Genomic DNA, 17,195 nt, shown 5'->3' on the forward strand with positions numbered 1-17,195 from the left:
CTGTTGACCTGGAGCAGCGATGAAAGGGCATCGAACCTAGGTGTCATCCGGTTGAACGTGCGTAAAACAAATTGCGGTTCAACTGAAAGCAGTATCCCACACCAACGCGCCTGCAACTGCAAAGGGCGCACCGATGTGGGATACGTGCCGAGAATTCGCTGTGGAGATGTGGGCCGAAGGCCCGTTCATGTGGGCCAGAGGCCCGATCGGAGATTCAGATGGACGACAGCGCGGGGAACCACAGAGCGATTTCACGCTCTGCCGACTCCACGGAGTCGCTGCCGTGAACGAGGTTCTGCTGCGCTTCGAGTCCGAAGTCGCCGCGGATCGTACCCGGAAGAGCCTTGTCGACCGGGTCGGTTCCGCCGGCCAACTGACGGAAAGCAGCGATGGCTCGGGGGCCTTCGAGCACTGCGGCCACCAGCGGACCGGAGGTGATGAACTCCAACAAGCTCGGGTAGAACGGACGCTCGGCGTGTTCTGCGTAGTGGCTACCAGCCACCTCTTCGGAAGCTACGCGGAGGTCGAGTGCTGCAATTGTCAGGCCTTTGCGCTCGATACGGCTGAGGATTTCTCCTACGTATCCACGGGCAACGGCGTCGGGCTTGATCAGTACGAGGGTGCGCTCAGTCACAGCGGACAGCCTAAATGGTCAGTCCCGCTGACCGGGAAGCAGGCCCTTGTCCATCCGGCGCTTGATGTCTCTCTGCAGGTAGACGAGGTATCCCCAGACGATCCCGAAGGTGATCGCCACACCGGCGATCGACGGGTGGACGAAGAAACCGAACAGAAGAATCACCTGCAGCGCGACGTTGAACCCCATCGCCCACGGCTTGCCCTGGATGCCCGCACCCAGAATCATCAGTACCGCCAACCCGATGATGAATCCCGCGGAGGCCGCGGTGAGGCCTCCGCCGACGACCGCGACAACCGGCAAAGCCAGCAGCACGACGATCGCCTCGAGGATCAGGGTTCCGGCCATCACTCCGCGGAAGCTTTTCCACGGGTCCTTGGTCGGCGGCCCGAACTCGCCGGCAGTGTCTCCGGGCTCGTGGTCTCCGGACTCGGGATTGGCATCTGACGGGGTACTCACGCGGGGTCCTTTCCGAACAGCGTGCGGGCGGCGCCTGCGGTCACGACGGATCCCGTCACCACCACACCCGCCCCTGATACGGCCTCACCGGGTTCGGCGACCTGCTCGGCGATTTCGATCGCGACTTCCAAGGCGTCGGCAAGCACCGGCGCAACGACGACGCGCTCGTCGCCGAACTTCGCGACGGCAATGTTCGCCAGTTCTTCCACGTCCATCGCCCGGGGTGACCCGTTGTGGGTGACGACGATCTCGTCGAAGACGGATTCGAATGCAGTCAAGATGGCGTCGACGTCCTTGTCCGCCATGACGCTGACCACTCCCACGAGCTTGCGGAAGTCGAACTCGGCGGCCAGTGCGGCCGCGAGAGCGCGAGCACCGTCTGGATTGTGGGCGGCGTCGAGAAAGACCGTCGGCGCACTCCGAACACGTTCGAGGCGACCGGGATTGACGACCGAGGCGAACCCGTTGCGGATTGCATCCTGATCCAGTTGTCGATCCGGACCGGCACCGAAGAACGCTTCTACGGCAGCGAGCGCGAGCGCGGCGTTGCGCGCCTGATGCTCACCGTGAAGGGGGAGGAAGATGTCGGTGTACACACCGCTCAAGCCTTGAAGTTCGAGCTGCTGTCCGCCCACCGCGATCTGGCGAGCAAGCACCTTGAACTCCGAGCCTTCACGAGCGACCGCGGCCTCCACCTCGACAGCACGCCGCAGCAATACCTCCATGACTTCGGGAGTCTGCTCGGCGATGATCGCGACGGTGTCCACCGGAACCAGGTCCTCGCGGCCCTTCTTGATGATCCCGGCCTTCTCCTCCGCGATCCCGGCCAGGTCGGTGCCCAGGTACTCGGCGTGATCGAGGCTGATCGGGGTGATCACCGCAACCTGCCCGTCGATCACGTTGGTGGCGTCCCAGCGTCCGCCGAGGCCGACCTCGACCACGGCGACGTCGACCGGCGCCTCCGCGAAGGCCGCATAGGCCATGGCGGTGAGCACTTCGAACTTGCTCATCGCCGGTCCCCCGGCTTCCTCCGACTGTGCGTCGATCATCTGCACGTACGGCTCGATCTCGCGGAACGTGTCCACGTAGAGCCGCGGCGAGATCGGATGACCGTCGATGCTGATCCGCTCGGTCGCGATCTGCAGATGAGGGCTGGTGGTTCGCCCGGTGCGACGATGCAGAGCCGTCATCAACGAATCGATCATGCGCGTCACCGACGTCTTACCGTTGGTTCCCGTGACGTGCACCGACGGATAGTTGTGCTGAGGCGAGCCCAGGACATCCATGAGCGCCTCGATACGAGTCAGTGACGGCTCGATCTTGGTCTCGGGCCAACGCTTGTCGAGTTCTGCTTCCACCAGCGCCAGTTCGGCGATGTCGACCGGAGTCGGAACCGAACTCTGAGCGTCGAATTGGGACGGTTCGTACGAACTCACTTGTCGGCCAACTCCTTCAGACGTCCCGTGATGCGCTCGATCTCTTCGACGGCGATCTGGCGACGTGTCTTGATCTTGTCGACGACGGCGTCGGGCGCCTTCGCCAGGAAGGCCTCGTTCGCCAGCTTGTTGTCAGCGGTGACGAGCTCCTTCTGCGCTGCCGCGAGGTCCTTTTCGAGCCGCTTCTTCTCCGCGCCGAGGTCGATGGTGCCCGAGGTGTCGATGTCGACAGTGACGGTGCCCTGGCTCAGGCGCACCTCGACGGAGATCGACGCGGTGAATCCCTCTTCGGGTTCGGTCAGCTTGGCCAGCGCCGCCACGTAGGCGAACTGGCCGTCCATGCCGGCCTCCGAGAGCCCGGACGCACGAGCCGGGACCTTCTGGGAAGGCTTGAGTCCCTGATCGTTTCGGAATCGTCGCACCTCGGTGATCAGCTTCTGCGTGTCTTCGATCCTGGTTGCGGCCTGGGCGTCGACTGCCTCACCGGACAACACGGGCCATTCGGCGACGACCACGGACTCGCCGCCGGTGAGCACCTTCCACAGGGTTTCGGTCACGAACGGAATGACCGGGTGCAGGAGGCGGAGCAGTGCATCGAGAACGTTGCCGAGCACGGCGCGGGTGTTCGCGGCGACGGCCTCGTCGGCGGCGAACTGCACCTTGGCGAGTTCGAGGTACCAGTCACAGACCTCGTCCCACGCGAAGTGGAACAGGCCTTCGCACGCCTTGCTGAACTCGTAGCGATCGAATGCGGCGTCCGCCTCGGCCTGGACCGTGTCGAGACGGTCGAGGATCCAACGATCGGCGTCGGTCAGTTCGCTTCGAGCGGGCAGCGGCGCGGGAGCAGCGCCGTTCATCAGAGCGAACTTGGTCGCGTTGAACAACTTGGTCGCGAAGTTGCGCGAGGACTGCGCCGAATCTTCACCGACGGACAGGTCGCTGCCCGGGTTGGCGCCGCGTGCAAGTGTGAATCGCAGGGCGTCGGCGCCGAAACGATCGACCCAGTCGAGTGGGTCGATACCGTTGCCGCGAGACTTCGACATCTTCTTGCCGTACTGATCGCGGACCAGTCCGTGCAGGAACACGTCCTTGAACGGCATCTGCGCGCCGGACTTACCCGGACCGGCGGTGATCGACTCGTCCTCGGACACGTAAGTGCCGAACATCATCATGCGGGCGACCCAGAAGAACAGGATGTCGTAGCCGGTGACGAGAACACTGGTGGGATAGAACTTTTCGAGTTCGGGCGTGTTGTCCGGCCAGCCCATCGTCGAGAAGGGCCACAGTCCGGAGGAGAACCAGGTATCGAGGACGTCGGGATCCTGGACCCAGCCTTCCGGCGCCGTTTCGTCAGGACCGAAGCACGCAACTTCACCCTCGGGGCCGTACCAGACCGGAATGCGGTGACCCCACCAGAGTTGACGGGAAATGCACCAGTCATGCATGTTGTCGACCCAGTCGAACCAGCGTGGCTCCTGGCTCGCCGGGTGAATGACGGTGTCCCCGTTGCGAACCGCGTCACCCGCAGCCTTGGCGAGCGTCTCGACCTTGACCCACCACTGCAACGAGAGACGAGGCTCGATGGCCTCGCCACTGCGCTCGGAGTGCCCGACGCTGTGCAGGTACGGGCGCTTCTCGGCGACGACGCGTCCCTGCTCGGCGAGAGCTTCGCGAACCTTGACGCGAGCCTCGAAGCGGTCCATTCCGTCGAATTCGGTTCCGGTGTCGGCAATCTTGCCGGTCTTGTCCATGATGGTGGGCATCGGCAGGTTGTGCCGCAGGCCCATCTCGAAGTCGTTGGGATCGTGAGCCGGCGTGATCTTCACAGCGCCGGTTCCGAACTCGGGGTCGACGTAGTCGTCGGCGATGATCGGGATCTGACGCCCGGTGAACGGATGATCGAGAGTGGTGCCGATGAGGTGCTTGTAGCGCTCGTCCTCGGGATGGACCGCTACTGCGGTGTCACCGAGCATTGTCTCGACGCGAGTGGTCGCGACGATGACGTGCGGCTCGTTGTCGTCGAGCGAGCCGTAGCGCAGGGAAACCAGCTCACCCTCGACGTCCTCGAACTTCACCTCGATGTCGGAGATCGCGGTCTGCAGCACCGGCGACCAGTTCACGAGACGCTCGGCGCGGTAGATCAGGCCCTCGTCGAACATGCGCTTGAAGACGGTCTGGACGGCGCGGGAGAGGCCCTCGTCCATCGTGAAACGATCACGACTCCAGTCGACGCCGTCACCGATGCGCCGCATCTGGCCACCGATGGTTCCACCGGATTCGCGCTTCCAGTCCCAGACCTTGTCGATGAACAGCTCGCGGCCGAAATCTTCCTTGGTCTTTCCGTCGGCAGCGAGTTGCTTCTCGACGACGGACTGCGTGGCGATACCGGCGTGGTCCATGCCTGGCAGCCACAGCACCTCGTAGCCCTGCATCCGCTTGCGACGGCTGAGCACGTCCATGAGGGTGTGATCCAGGGCATGGCCCATGTGCAGGCTGCCGGTGACGTTCGGGGGCGGCAGCACGATGGAGTAGCCGGGCTTGTCGCTGGTCGCGTCGGCCTGGAAGTACCCGGCGTCTACCCAGCCTTGATACAGATCGGCCTCTACCGCGCTGGGGTCCCAGCTCTTGGGTAGGGCGTCGGCGGGGGTCTGGGGGTTCTCTGGAGCTGCACTGGTCACCACTTGATCCTAATGACTCCCCCGTCGTGAACGAATTCGCCCGTCGGCCGCCGCGGCGCACACGAACGACTGCCCCGCGGTCCGGGGTCAGCCGAACAAACGATATTCACCGATCCGCTCCGCTGACAGGATCGCTCTGAAGGACGACCGACCAACTACCCGTGGAGCAAATATGTTGAACAACTGGAGTTCTCGCCGTCCCGGCGTTCGAACCTTGGCGGCGGCCGCGACGATCGGAGCGGCGGTTGCCCTCGTGCTTCCGGCGACTGCGTCCGCTGCCCCCGGCATCGAAGAAAGTGTGCAAGGAAGCATCGACAGTGGCAGCGCCACGATCAACGGAAGCGTCGGCGATATCGGGAACGACATCGCAAACGGCATCGCCAGCGGCAGCGTGGGTGACATCGTCGGCGGGATCGCCACCGGGAACCTCAACGACGTCCTCGGCGGCCTGAACGCCGGCTCGACCAGCGCGATGGACATCGTCAACGGCCTGGCCAGTGGCAACGTCAGGGACATTCTCAGTGGCCTGGCCAGCGGCAGCGGCGGCGGCGGATCATTTGCGCCCACGCAGCGCTGCGACGCCTCGACCGTCTCGGGCGGCGCAGGAATCACCAGCACCAAGCACGAACTCGGCCGCGGTGGCCCGACCTCGTTCGTGCTCGGCTACGAGACCGAAAACGTCCCGGACCTGATCGAGGTGTACTACGAAGGTCGGTTGATCCACAGCACCGGATACATCGGCGACAACATCAACGAGGGAACTGGTTCAGCTGTCGTCAACGTGCCCGCCGGTGGGGCGTCGTCCGTTCTGGTTCGCGTCACGGGCCCTGACCACACCGAGTGGTCGTACACCGTTCGTTGCCCCGGCGCCTGATTCCGGTCCGGATCCACGCGAAGACGCTCGTGCCTCGTTCGGTGTTTCATCCGAACGAGGCACGCGCGGGTTCAGCCCAGAATCTCCGGTAGCGCGACATCTTCGCCGAGAACGTGCTCGGAGAGGAACGCGGTGACCACCTCGTACCAGATCTTGGTGTGCTGCGGCTTGAGCACCCAATGATTCTCGTCGGGGAAGTAGAGGAAGCGATGGTCCGTTTTCCCGTCGTCGTCGGCGGGCAGACCTGACTCGGCAAGCAGTTCGTACCAGAGTCGCAAGCCCTCACCGATCGGAACCCGGTAGTCCTTGTCGCCATGGATGACCAGCATCGGAGTCGTGATGTCCGCGACGTACAGATGCGGCGAATTCTCGACGGCCATCTCAGGCGACATCTCGCGCTGCCAGTACCAGGCAGCGTCCGTCGTCGGGCCGAATTGATCGAGTGCCCACAGACTCGCGTGGGTGACGATGGCGTCGAAACGGTTGGTATGTCCGGCAATCCAGTTGGCCATGTAACCACCGAACGAACCACCCATCGCGCCTGTTCGCTTGGGGTCGATCTCGGGCTGGGCGACAGCAGCATCGGTGATCGCCATCAGATCGGTGAAGGGCGCCTTGCCCCACTGACCCCACCCCCGCTGGACGAAGTCCTGGCCGTATCCGGTCGAGAGCGCGGGATCTGGTAGCAGTACTGCATAGCCCTTGGCGACGAGCAGCCACGGATTCCACCGCCAGGACCAGGTGTTCCACGAACCGAGTGGGCCGCCGTGGACCCAGAGAAGCAATGGCACCGGTGCATGCGGCGCGGCGCCCGTCGGCAGCGCCAACCAGCTACGCACCGTCGAACCGTCCTCGGCACGCGCGGTGATCTCGGTCAGTGTTCCCGGCAGCTCCGGCAAAGTGTCGGGCCCACGAAGTGCGGTGATCTCACCTGATCGCAGATCGACCCGCACCACGTGCGGGGGCGCTTCGTACGAGGCTCGCAACGCGTAGATCGACTCACCGTCCGGCGCCACTCGAACGTCGGTGTACGCCGCGTCGTCGGCTGTCAGGCGCACTGGTTGGCCCCACAGGTCGATGGTGAAGATCGGACCGCGGCCGCCGTCGTCAGCGGTGACGACCAGCCCGGATCCGTCGGGTAGCCAGGCAAGTGAGGTAGGCCAGCGATCCCAGCCGTCGGCGACGCCGGTCACGGCACCGGATCCGAAGTCGTAGAGCTGCAGAGTCATTCGTGGTGCGGACTCCGGTGTGGTGAGTGTCTCCCGGATGAACGCGAGCTTGGTTCCGTCCGGCGAGAGCACCGGGTTGTAGACGTCCGCGTCGGCCTCGTCGACAAGCGTGACTCGGTCACCGGTCACCGTGTCGATCCGAACCAACGTCGATCGGCGGGCGGCACTCGCATCGCCGACAGTCCACGTGGTCACGACGAAGAGACCGTCGTCGGAAATCGTGGTCGACGTCTCCCGCAGCGCTGCGCCCGCCGTCGGTGTGATGTCCCGCAACTCGACGGATTCCTTCGAATCCGTCTCGGCCACAACCAGATGCGGATGATCGGGGCCCAGGTCGTGGTCCCAGTGGCGCACCGGATAACCGGTGTGCAGCATCGCCGTGACTTTCTTGTCCTTGCGCGCCGATCGCACCTGATCGTCCTGGTCGAGGCTGATCGCCGAAGCCATGACCGACGTCTGGGCCACGAACGTCGGCGCCGCCTTCGCCGCTGATACCGACGAGACACCACCGGGACGCGAGATCAGCAGCTGAGCTTCTCCGCCCGCCGCTGGTAGGCGCCAGAGTGCTGGTTGCGGATCACTCTCGCCCGGCACGGCTCGCGTGGCAGTGAAGAGCACGTCGCCGTCGAACGCGAAGGCAGCACCGGACTCGCTGGTCGAACCCCAGGTCAACCGACGCGCAGGACGCCGGCCTTCCGGGTCGATCTCCCACAAAGAGGACACGTATTCGGCGCTCTTGTCGTCGAGAACGGCGCGCGCGCAGATCAGCAGCGAGCCGTCAGGTGACAACACCAGGCCGGACAACCTGGCCAGAGCGATGTAGTCGTCGAGTTCGTCGAACGGTGTGCCTGCGTGGAGCTCGGGAATCTGGGTCACCACTAGTTCGTATCACGCGCCCCGCGGTTGACGCATCATTGCGTAGATCGTCGGCCCGCCGCCTGGCATGACGATGTCACGGGTCACTTCGAAACCGAAGCGGTTGTAGTACGGGATGTTCGATTCCTTGCTGCTCTCGAGGTAAGCGTCGACATGTTGACGGTCACAACGCTCCAACCGAGAGTTCAGCAGCGCTTTGCCGTATCCCCCACCGCGCGCCGCGCTGCCGGTCCCGACGGTCGCGAGATACCAGTGCGGCGAATTCGGGTGTGCTCCTTCGAGAACGGAGCTGACCTCGGCCGCGTGTCGAAGCCCCCTGCCGAAGACACGCACCATTGCGGGCAGGCTCACGAGCCCGGAAATCCACGACTGCTTCCACCGCCCCGGCGGATCCCACAGAGTTGCCCCGCCGATCAGGCCGTTGTCGTCGGTGGCCACCTCGACGCCGCCCCCGGCGAGGTGGTGGTAACGAGCTTCTGCGGCAAACAGTTTCGTCAGGCGATCAGCCCTGGTGGCCTCGTCCGGCAACATCCACGCCATCAAGGGATCATCTTCGAACGCCTCGGCCAACACTGCCGACAGTGCCGGAATATCGGATCGGACAGCCGACCGTACGTGTACACCCATGAGGCGAGAGTACCGCCGACTGTCCGAATCACTGGACTTTGAACAGCGCTGTCCTTGAACCGATCAGACGAGCAAGCCCGCAATCCGCGGCGGAATCTGTTCGAGCGCGTACGGCAAGCTCAGTACGGTGCTCCACGTCATGGCTTCGGCAGCAGCGTCTTCCAGAATGATCGCGCGGCCGTCCTTCACGACGTCGAGTTCCTGGTAGATCGGGGTCTTGTCCAGCTCCGCGCGAAGCTTGTCGCCGTAGCCGCCACCGGCGTACCAGACGAGTACGTCGACGTCCGCGAGCGAGAGTTGCTCGGTGCTGATCTCGGCGAAGTTACCCGTGATCTGATCGGTGACAGGCGGATTCACGAATCCGAGTTCGGTGAAGAACCGCACCTTCGGGTCTTCCGGTCCGTAGACCCCGAACTGCCCCGGCCCCTTCAACGCGCCGACCAGAACGGTCTTGCCGGCAAACGCCGGATTGGCCGTCTTCACGTCGGCGAACTTCTGGTCGACGCCGGCGATCAGCTCGGTGGCCTTACCCTGCTGCCCCAACGCTTCGCCGATGATGGTCGTCTGGTTCTGCCAGGGGATTCCGTAATCCGCGAACTCCTTGGGCTGCGCCACCGTCGGCGCAATGGCACTGAGTTTGTCGTATTGCGCCTGAGTGAGCCCGGAGTAGGTGCCGACAATGAGGTCGGGTGTCGTGGCAGCGACCTTCTCCATCTGAATGGTGGTGCCCGCAGTTCCGATGATCTCGGGAGTCGCCCCGTTCAGCAGCGGCTGCGCCCAGGGCCACACTCCGTAGGGGTAATCGCCGTACCAGTCGAAGGTTCCGACCAAGGTCCCACCGAGCGCCAGGATCGCATCTTGATCGTTGTATCCGACACTGACGATCCGCTGCGGATCCTTGGGCAACTCCGTAGCCCCGAACTTGTGGGTGATCGATTCCGCAGAGTCACCGCTGGGAGGTGTGTCCTCGTCGTTCGAACTGGAGCAGGCTGCGGCGAATGCCAGCAACGCTCCCGACGTGCCGATCAGAAATCCGCGCCGGGTCAGCCGACCTGCGTCCGTTCGATCCATGTTCCTACCCCTTAAAGTCTGCTGGTTCGGTAGGTAAGGCTAGCCGATGAAAGCTTCATTCCGGCTAGTTCGACCGGCCCATTCGATGGCAGTACCGCGCCGTTCGGGCCACTATGGAGACATGACGCGCCAGGGCCCCTCGAAGGACATCGACGAATCGGATCTCGAAGTCACGCACCCCAAGGACTACGCCGCCGGAGTTCCGGCCGTTCTGGTGTCGCTGCAACGAGGAATCGAGCAGATGGGAGCCTTGCGGACCGCCCGAACGCTCACCAGACTCAACCAGCGACACGGCTTCGACTGCCCGGGGTGTGCGTGGCCGGAGACTCCCGGACATCGCAAGCCCGCCGAATTCTGCGAGAACGGAGCGAAGGCTGTTGCCGAGGAAGCAACGCTTCGCACCGTCACACCCGAATTCTTCGCGGAGCACTCGATCGCCGATCTCGAAGGCAAGACCGACTACTGGCTCGGACAGCAGGGGCGACTGACGCACCCGATGGTCCTGACGCCGGGAGCAACCCATTACCGGCCGATCGACTGGGACGGCGCGTACGCACTGATCGCCGAACATCTGAACGGCCTCGCATCGCCGGACGAAGCGGTGTTCTACACCTCCGGTCGCACGTCCAACGAAGCCGCGTTTCTCTACCAGTTGATGATTCGCAGCTACGGCACCAACAACATGCCCGACTGTTCCAACATGTGTCACGAGTCGTCCGGAAGCGCACTGACCGAATCCATCGGCATCGGCAAAGGCTCGGTGACAGTTCCCGACCTCGAGAACGCCGATCTCATCCTCATCGCCGGACAGAACCCCGGCACCAACCACCCTCGAATGCTCTCGACGCTGGAGAAGGCAAAGAGCAACGGCGCCAAGATCATTGCCATCAATCCTCTGCCCGAGGCGGGATTGCGCAGGTTCAAGGATCCACAGAAGGTGTCCGGCGTGATCGGGCACGGAGTCGACATCGCGGACGAGTTCCTGCAGATCCGGCTGGGCGGCGACATGGCGCTGTTCCAAGGCCTGGGGAAGCTGCTGCTCGAGCAGGAAGATCGCGCTCCCGGGACGGTCGTCGACCGTGCCTTCGTCGACCGGTACTGCGCCGGTTGGGACGAATACGAGAAGCACATCCGCGCGGTCGATCTCGACACGGTACTCGAGGCAACGGGTCTGTCGATGGCACAGCTCGAGGAAACGGCGGCCGCACTTGCCCGATCCGAGCGAACCGTCACCTGCTGGGCCATGGGGATCACTCAGCACACACACGGAGTCGCCACCATCGAAGAAGCAGTCAACCTGCTGCTCATGCGTGGAATGATGGGCAAACCCGGTGCCGGCGTTTGTCCGGTGCGAGGACACTCCAATGTCCAGGGTGACCGCACGATGGGCATCTGGGAAAAGATGCCGGAAGAGTTCCTGGCCGCGCTCGATACCGAGTTCTCGATCTCGAGTCCCCGCAAGCACGGATGGGACACCGTCGACGCGATCCGCGCCATGAACGCAGGCAAGGCAAGCTTCTTCATGGCGATGGGCGGCAACTTCATCCAGGCAAGCCCGGACACCGCAGCGACTGAAACAGCGTTGCGTCAATGCGAACTCACCGTGCAGGTGTCCACCAAGCTGAACCGCAGTCACGTGGTCCACGGGCAGACCGCGATCATCCTCCCCACCCTCGGACGCACCGACCTCGACGTCCAAGCCGGCGGAAAGCAGCTTGTCTCCGTGGAGGATTCGATGTCCATGGTGCACCTGTCGCGCGGACGCCTCACACCGGTCAGCCCCTACCTGCGTAGCGAAGTCGCCATCATCTGCCAACTCGCCCGCGAACTACTCGGCAACGATCACTCCGTCCGCTGGTCGGCCTTCGAGGGCAACTACGATCTGATCCGCGATTCCATCTCACGGGTAGTGCCAGGCTGCGAAAACTACAACTCCCGCGTTCGAGAGCCAGACGGATTCCAACTCCCCCACCCGCCGCGTGACTCGCGTGAGTTCCGCACGCACACCGGCAAAGCCAACTTCGGCGTGAACGACCTGCACTGGATACCCACTCCGAGTGGGCGCCTGATTCTGCAGACGATGCGCAGCCACGACCAGTACAACACCACGATCTACGGCCTCGACGACAGATACCGCGGCATCAAGGGCGGACGCAAAGTCATCCTCGTCAACGCCGAAGACATCACCGCGCTCGGATTCCGTGACGGCGATCTCGTCGACATCGTGTCCGAGTGGACAACACCCGACGGCACACTCGAAGAGCGTCGGGTCACGGAATTCCGCATCGTCTCCTACGACACCCCGCGCGGCAATGCTGCGGCGTACTACCCCGAGACAAATCCGCTCGTTCCCCTCGAACACGTTGCAGCCAAGTCGAACACGCCGGTGTCGAAGGCCGTCACCGTTCGACTCGAAGCATCGGGCGCCTGAGATGGGACGAGTCACCGCACGAACACCGGTCGTTCGAATCTCGGGTGATCGGGTCGTCACGCGCCCCGACACGCTGGCCGTCGAGGAACCACTCGAAATGAGAGTGGGCGGTCAGGTGCTGGCAGTGACGATGCGGACCCCCGGCAACGACGTCGATCTCGTGCACGGATTCCTTCTCAGCGAAGGTGTCATCGCCACCCGCGACGACGTGAGCGTCGTCCGCTACTGCGACGGCGTCGACGAATCCGGTGCGAACACGTACAACGTCCTCGACATCGCTCTCGCTCCCGGAGTGCCGTTGCCCGACCACACCACCGATCGGAACACCGTCGTCAGTTCCGCGTGCGGCGTGTGCGGCAAGACCTCGCTCGACGCCGTCCGAACCACGACGCGACATCCGCTGGTCGGTGACACGACTTCCGTCACCTCGACCATCCTGTCGGCCATGCCGGTCACACTGCGGGAGAGCCAACGGATCTTCGAGCGCACCGGTGGCCTGCACGCGGCCGGATTGTTCACCGACACCGGCGAACTCCTGGCACTGCGCGAGGATGTCGGCCGTCACAACGCCGTCGACAAGGTGATCGGTTGGGCCATCACCGACGGCCGAGTGCCCCTCTACGACACGATCTTGATCGTCAGCGGTCGGGCGTCGTTCGAACTCGTCCAGAAGGCGGTCATGGCCGGCATTCCGATCCTCGGTGCTGTCTCCGCGCCGTCGTCGCTGGCCGTGGAACTAGCGCAGGAGTCCGGGCTGACTCTCGCCGGTTTCATCCGCGGCGATTCGATGAACGTCTACTCGCACCCGCACCGAGTCGAGGTCACGTCGAACTCGCACGCAACTGAGCCGACAGTCGCACAGCGGAGTTGACTTCCCCGTAGCCCTCGTATCCACCCACCCGCTGCACGACCTCGAAGAACAGGTCTCCCCCGACGGTCGGGGTGAACAGGTGGAAGAACTCGCCGTGAGCGTCCGCGTCGTAAAGAATTCCGGTGCTGCGCATCCGGTCGAGCAGTTCCGGATTCAGTCCGAAACGCGCGTCCAGATCGTCGTAGTAGTTCGGGGAAATGGGTAGCGGAGCAAATCCCCAGTCCTGCATGGACGCAGCGGCACCGAAGATGTTCTCACACGCGAAGGCGACGTGGCTGACGCCGCCGCGACGGACCGTCGGCAGCCCACTTCGACTTCCCTCCACCATGTTCAGCGAGATGCGCAGGGTATGTCCGTCACCGTCCTGAACGAGCGTGAGCGCCTGGCTTCGCATGAGGCCGACAGAATCGGTGACGTCCTGCCCCTCGTGTGGTTGCATCTCGAACACGGACCGCAGGAGCAGCATGATGCCGTCCCAACTCTCGGCCGGAACCGCCAGTGCCACGTGGTCGATCCCGGTGAACACTGCGCCCTGTTCACGATTGCGCTCGGCGGGCAGCGGGTAGATCTCGAATGCCGATTCCCACGCTGCAGCGCTGCCGGGGCCACGAAGGTCGATCGATGTCGCATCGGTGACCTTCAGGCGTACGACGTCCGGTACCTCGGAGTTCTCGTCGCTCGACCCCGGCAACTGCACGCGCGTCGCCGGCACTTCGAGAGCCAGAGCGCGCTCTCCCCACACCTCGGGTTCGGTTGCCCGGATGCCGATCTGAGTGAGAACCGGTAGATCCGCAGGCAGCCCGGGCGCCGTCCACACCGTGCCCGCAGTCGCATCCACGGCAACGGTGAGCGGTCCGTGCCGCCACAACTGCAAATCGTGATCGTGGTGCCGTCCGACAAGATGAAAACCGACGCGGGAGAGCATCGAGTGCACCTGGTCCTGTTTCGCCGGACCCGCCGCGATTCGCAGAGACACGATTCCTTCGAGCGGGGTGCGCTCCGGGGCGGTGAACAGCGTGGGTCCACCGGCGGCAGGGTTCGCGGCGGCGACCTGTTCTTCCAGATGCAGGAGCGACCGATGAGCGTCGATTGCCGTCCGCTGGGTGTCGGCGCGGCGGAATACGTCGTTGAAGATCTCGAGCGACCACGGTCCGTCGTAACCGGTGGCGTAGACATGCTGAGCGAACGCATTGAGATCGAAGCTGCCCTGCCCCGGGAAGTTTCGGTGATGCCGGCTCCACTGGAGGATGTCCATCGCCAAGAACGGAGCGTCCGCCAACTGGAGGAAGAAGATCTTCTCGCCGGGAATCTCGCGAATTCCGGCGGGATCGTCACCGCGCGAGAGGATGTGAAAGCTGTCCAGACAGGTACCGAGCGAAGGATGGTCGACGCCCTCGACGATCTGCCACGCATGGCCGTACGTGTTGACGTGGGCACCCCACGCGAGCGCCTCATAGGCAACCTTCTTGCCGTGCTCGGACGCCAGTTCGGCGAGAGCTCCGAATTGCTCTGTCAACTGACCGTCATCGTGACTCGCGGTCGGCAGGGGCGAGGAGCACACCAGGAGCGTCTCGCACCCCAGTTGATCCATGAGCTCGAATTTGCGTTGCACTCGAACAAGATTCCGAGCAAATTGGGCCTCGTCCACCGTGTCGAAGTCACGGAACGGCTGATACAGATCGAGGGTCAAGCCCAGATCCGCAGCCCTCGTTCGTAATTCCTTCGGGGACCACGGCGAAGCAACAAAATCCGGCTCGAACACCTCGAAGCCGTCGAAGCCGGCAGCAGCGATGGCGTCGAGCTTCTCCTCGAGAGTGCCACTGAGCGATACCGTCGCGATCGACGTCCGGACCGGGGCACTCACAGCGCTGCCGCAGTCTGTTCGCCGTGTACAAGTTCCGTCATGTGCGTGAGCATCCGCTTACTGTCGGGCTCGATGCCCGTGAAGATCCGGAACGCGTCGACGGCCTGGAAGACAGTCATTCCGCCTCCGCTGAGCGTCGGGGCTCCGATCAACCTTGCCTGACGCAACAGTTCGGTTTCGAGTGGACGGTAGACGATTTCGGCCACCCACAGATCAGGGCGAAGCAGATCCGGCGAGAATGCCATTCCGGGATGAGCCGCCATTCCCATCGGCGTCGCGTGGATCAATCCGTTTGCCTTGCCGAGCACTTCGGCGAGGTCGCTCGTGTGCCGCGCCTCGACAACCTGCGCCGGAAACTGCTGCGCGAAGGTTTGTGCAAGTTCCTGCGCGCGAGGCAGGCTCGAATCGACCAACGTCAGCGTCCCGACGCCACGGTTGAGCGCGGCATAGGCAACCGCCGCACCAGCTCCGCCGGCACCGAGCTGCACGACACGATCGAGCTGTGCTCCGGGAAGTCCGTCGTCGAAATTTCGGCCGAAGCCCGACCAATCGGTGTTGTGTCCGATCGCCTTGCCGGAGTCGAAGAGGACCGTGTTCACCGCTCCGAGCCGGCTCGCATCCGGCGAGAGCTCGTCGAGGTGCTCGATCACCAACTGCTTGCACGGGTGAGTGATGTTGAGGCCGCGGAACCCGAAACGTCGTGCATAGGTGAGAAGTTCACCGATGTCCGACGGCGCCATCCCCATCGCATCGAGATCGAGGATGCGGTAAACGTACGGCAGGCCCTGTCTGCGCCCTTCCTCCTCGTGCATGATCGGAGTCAAGGAGGCTCCGATGCCGGTGCCGATCAGACCGCAGAGGATCGAATCACTCATCAGTTCTTCCCTTCTCGGACGCAGACGAATTCGACTGCGGCGCTGTAACCGTCGATTCCCAATCCGCAGATGACAGCGTCGGCGATCCCGGACACGTAGGAGTGGTGACGGAATTCTTCGCGGCCATGGATGTTGCTGATGTGCACCTCCACGACAGGGGCATCGAGTGTGACCAGAGCGTCACGCAACGCAATGGAGGTGTGCGAGTACCCACCGGGATTGATGACGATGCCCGCAACGTTTCCCCTGGCCTCGTGGATCCAATCGATCAGTTGGCCCTCGTGGTTCGACTGCTTTGCCTCGACCATCGCCCCGAACTTCTCGGCCGCCGCTACACAGCGGGAAACCACGTCGTCCAGCGTGTCTCTCCCGTAGAACTCCGGTTGGCGCTGGCCCAACAAATTCAAGTTGGGCCCGTTGAGGACCAGAACCGGTAGAGATGAAGTCATCAGGGGCACCTCGGGGTTGACGCTCGAAACTAATGTACGAACTAGTGAGTTAGTTCACTGGACGTTACTCCCCCGACGCGGACTCGACAAGCAAAGTCGACAAACTGCTGACAGATAGAGTGAGCACATGGTTTCCGAGCAGTCAGTGAACTCCGTGGTGTCGAAGCCGGAGAAACGACGCCGAAACAGCGATCTGACCAGGGTGAACATCATCGCCGTCGCCACCGAGGAGTTTGCCGACAAAGGCTTTGCCGGCGCCCGAGTGGACGAGATCGCAACCAAGACTCACACCACCAAGCGCATGATCTACTACTACTTCACCGACAAGGAAGGGCTGTACAAGTCCGTCCTCGAGCATGCGTACAGCGTCATTCGCGCACAGGAACGCGAACTCGACCTCGAGGGGTTGAACCCCACCGCAGCGGTCCGCGCCTTGGCCGAACTCACCTTCGACCACCACGAACAACACCCGAACTTCATTCGGCTGGTAGCCAACGAGAACATGCTCCGCGGTGAGCACATCGAGAAATCCGAGCTACTCAGCGGTCTCGGCGCCCCCGCCGCCGACCTGGTCTCGCAGATCCTCCACGACGGACAGCAGTCGGGAGCATTCCGCTCCGACGTAGATGCTCTCGATATTCACATGTTGATCAGCAGTTACTGCGTCTTTCGTATCGCCAATCGTTACACCTTCAAAGCGCTCTTCGACCGCGATCTGACCGACTCGACGCATCGTGAGCATCTTCGAACAATGCTCGGCGACATGGTTGTTGCGTTCTTGACCTCGAAGGCGCCGTCCTGACCCACCCCGAAGTCCGAAA

14 protein-coding genes are annotated in these 17,195 nt (G+C 63.4%); 4 read left to right on the forward strand and 10 right to left on the reverse strand.

Translation table 11 applies throughout. From position 1 onward, the window contains the following. Nucleotides 1–214 precede the first annotated feature (214 nt). Genes ndk through A0W34_RS18195 form a run of 4 tightly spaced genes read right to left on the reverse strand, consistent with a single transcriptional unit; the run spans nt 215 to nt 5,207 of the window. Nucleotides 215–634 (reverse strand): nucleoside-diphosphate kinase, encoded by a 420-nt coding sequence (ndk, locus tag A0W34_RS18180; RefSeq protein WP_003944527.1) that lies wholly within the window; start codon nt 632–634, stop codon nt 215–217. An 18-nt stretch (nt 635–652) separates the two neighbouring features. Beyond that, nucleotides 653–1,093, reverse strand: a complete 441-nt coding sequence (locus A0W34_RS18185; RefSeq protein WP_003944448.1) for a DUF4233 domain-containing protein — start codon at nt 1,091–1,093, stop codon at nt 653–655. Continuing rightward, nucleotides 1,090–2,529, reverse strand: a complete 1,440-nt coding sequence (gene folC, locus A0W34_RS18190) for a bifunctional tetrahydrofolate synthase/dihydrofolate synthase (RefSeq protein ID WP_007730993.1) — start codon at nt 2,527–2,529, stop codon at nt 1,090–1,092. Before folC ends, A0W34_RS18185 begins: the two co-directional genes overlap by 4 nt. After that, entirely contained in the window at nt 2,526–5,207 is a 2,682-nt protein-coding gene (locus A0W34_RS18195) for a valine--tRNA ligase (protein WP_064074827.1), read from the reverse strand. The genes folC and A0W34_RS18195 overlap by 4 nt, the downstream gene beginning before the upstream one ends. Before the next feature lie 172 nt (nt 5,208–5,379). On the opposite strand from A0W34_RS18195, the gene A0W34_RS18200 reads away from it, so the two are divergent. Next, the gene (locus A0W34_RS18200) at nt 5,380–6,081 is read left to right on the forward strand and encodes a hypothetical protein (RefSeq protein ID WP_007730988.1); all 702 of its coding nucleotides are present in this window, start codon (nt 5,380–5,382) and stop codon (nt 6,079–6,081) included. 71 nt (nt 6,082–6,152) lie between these two features. On the opposite strand, the gene A0W34_RS18205 is transcribed toward A0W34_RS18200, so the two are convergent. The 3 genes from A0W34_RS18205 to A0W34_RS18215 form a co-directional block, all read right to left on the reverse strand. Beyond that, nucleotides 6,153–8,186: a S9 family peptidase gene (locus tag A0W34_RS18205; RefSeq protein ID WP_030536637.1), complete on the reverse strand. Its 2,034-nt coding sequence runs from the start codon at nt 8,184–8,186 to the stop codon at nt 6,153–6,155. 12 nt (nt 8,187–8,198) lie between these two features. Continuing rightward, nucleotides 8,199–8,813 (reverse strand): GNAT family N-acetyltransferase, encoded by a 615-nt coding sequence (locus A0W34_RS18210; protein ID WP_081558047.1) that lies wholly within the window; start codon nt 8,811–8,813, stop codon nt 8,199–8,201. A gap of 63 nt (nt 8,814–8,876) precedes the next feature. After that, on the reverse strand, nt 8,877–9,884 hold the full coding sequence (locus A0W34_RS18215) for an iron-siderophore ABC transporter substrate-binding protein (protein ID WP_030536639.1): 1,008 nt from the start codon (nt 9,882–9,884) through the stop codon (nt 8,877–8,879). A gap of 121 nt (nt 9,885–10,005) precedes the next feature. On the opposite strand from A0W34_RS18215, the gene A0W34_RS18220 reads away from it, so the two are divergent. Both A0W34_RS18220 and fdhD read left to right on the forward strand, forming a co-directional pair. Beyond that, entirely contained in the window at nt 10,006–12,315 is a 2,310-nt protein-coding gene (locus A0W34_RS18220) for an FdhF/YdeP family oxidoreductase (RefSeq protein WP_030536640.1), read from the forward strand. 1 nt (nt 12,316) lies between these two features. Then, on the forward strand, nt 12,317–13,186 hold the full coding sequence (gene fdhD / locus A0W34_RS18225; RefSeq protein WP_081558048.1) for a formate dehydrogenase accessory sulfurtransferase FdhD: 870 nt from the start codon (nt 12,317–12,319) through the stop codon (nt 13,184–13,186). On the opposite strand, the gene A0W34_RS18230 is transcribed toward fdhD, so the two are convergent. Genes A0W34_RS18230 through aroQ form a run of 3 tightly spaced genes read right to left on the reverse strand, consistent with a single transcriptional unit; the run spans nt 13,137 to nt 16,374 of the window. Beyond that, a complete protein-coding gene (locus A0W34_RS18230) occupies nt 13,137–15,050 on the reverse strand; it encodes a sugar phosphate isomerase/epimerase and 4-hydroxyphenylpyruvate domain-containing protein (protein ID WP_081558049.1) in 1,914 nt (637 codons plus the stop codon). The two genes, fdhD and A0W34_RS18230, sit on opposite strands and share 50 nt — an antisense overlap. After that, a complete protein-coding gene (locus A0W34_RS18235; RefSeq protein ID WP_054781535.1) occupies nt 15,047–15,925 on the reverse strand; it encodes a shikimate dehydrogenase in 879 nt (292 codons plus the stop codon). The genes A0W34_RS18230 and A0W34_RS18235 overlap by 4 nt, the downstream gene beginning before the upstream one ends. Continuing rightward, nucleotides 15,925–16,374 (reverse strand): type II 3-dehydroquinate dehydratase, encoded by a 450-nt coding sequence (gene aroQ, locus A0W34_RS18240; RefSeq protein WP_042923833.1) that lies wholly within the window; start codon nt 16,372–16,374, stop codon nt 15,925–15,927. The genes A0W34_RS18235 and aroQ overlap by 1 nt, the downstream gene beginning before the upstream one ends. 127 nt (nt 16,375–16,501) lie before the next feature. Here aroQ and A0W34_RS18245 point away from each other — a divergent pair, with 127 nt between their 5' ends. Then, the gene (locus tag A0W34_RS18245; RefSeq protein WP_019749082.1) at nt 16,502–17,176 is read left to right on the forward strand and encodes a TetR family transcriptional regulator; all 675 of its coding nucleotides are present in this window, start codon (nt 16,502–16,504) and stop codon (nt 17,174–17,176) included. The last annotated feature ends 19 nt before the right edge of the window (nt 17,177–17,195 follow it).

The sequence above is a fragment of the Rhodococcus sp. BH4 genome, assembly GCF_002079265.1.
GTDB classification, from domain to species: Bacteria; Actinomycetota; Actinomycetes; order Mycobacteriales; family Mycobacteriaceae; genus Rhodococcus_F; species Rhodococcus_F qingshengii.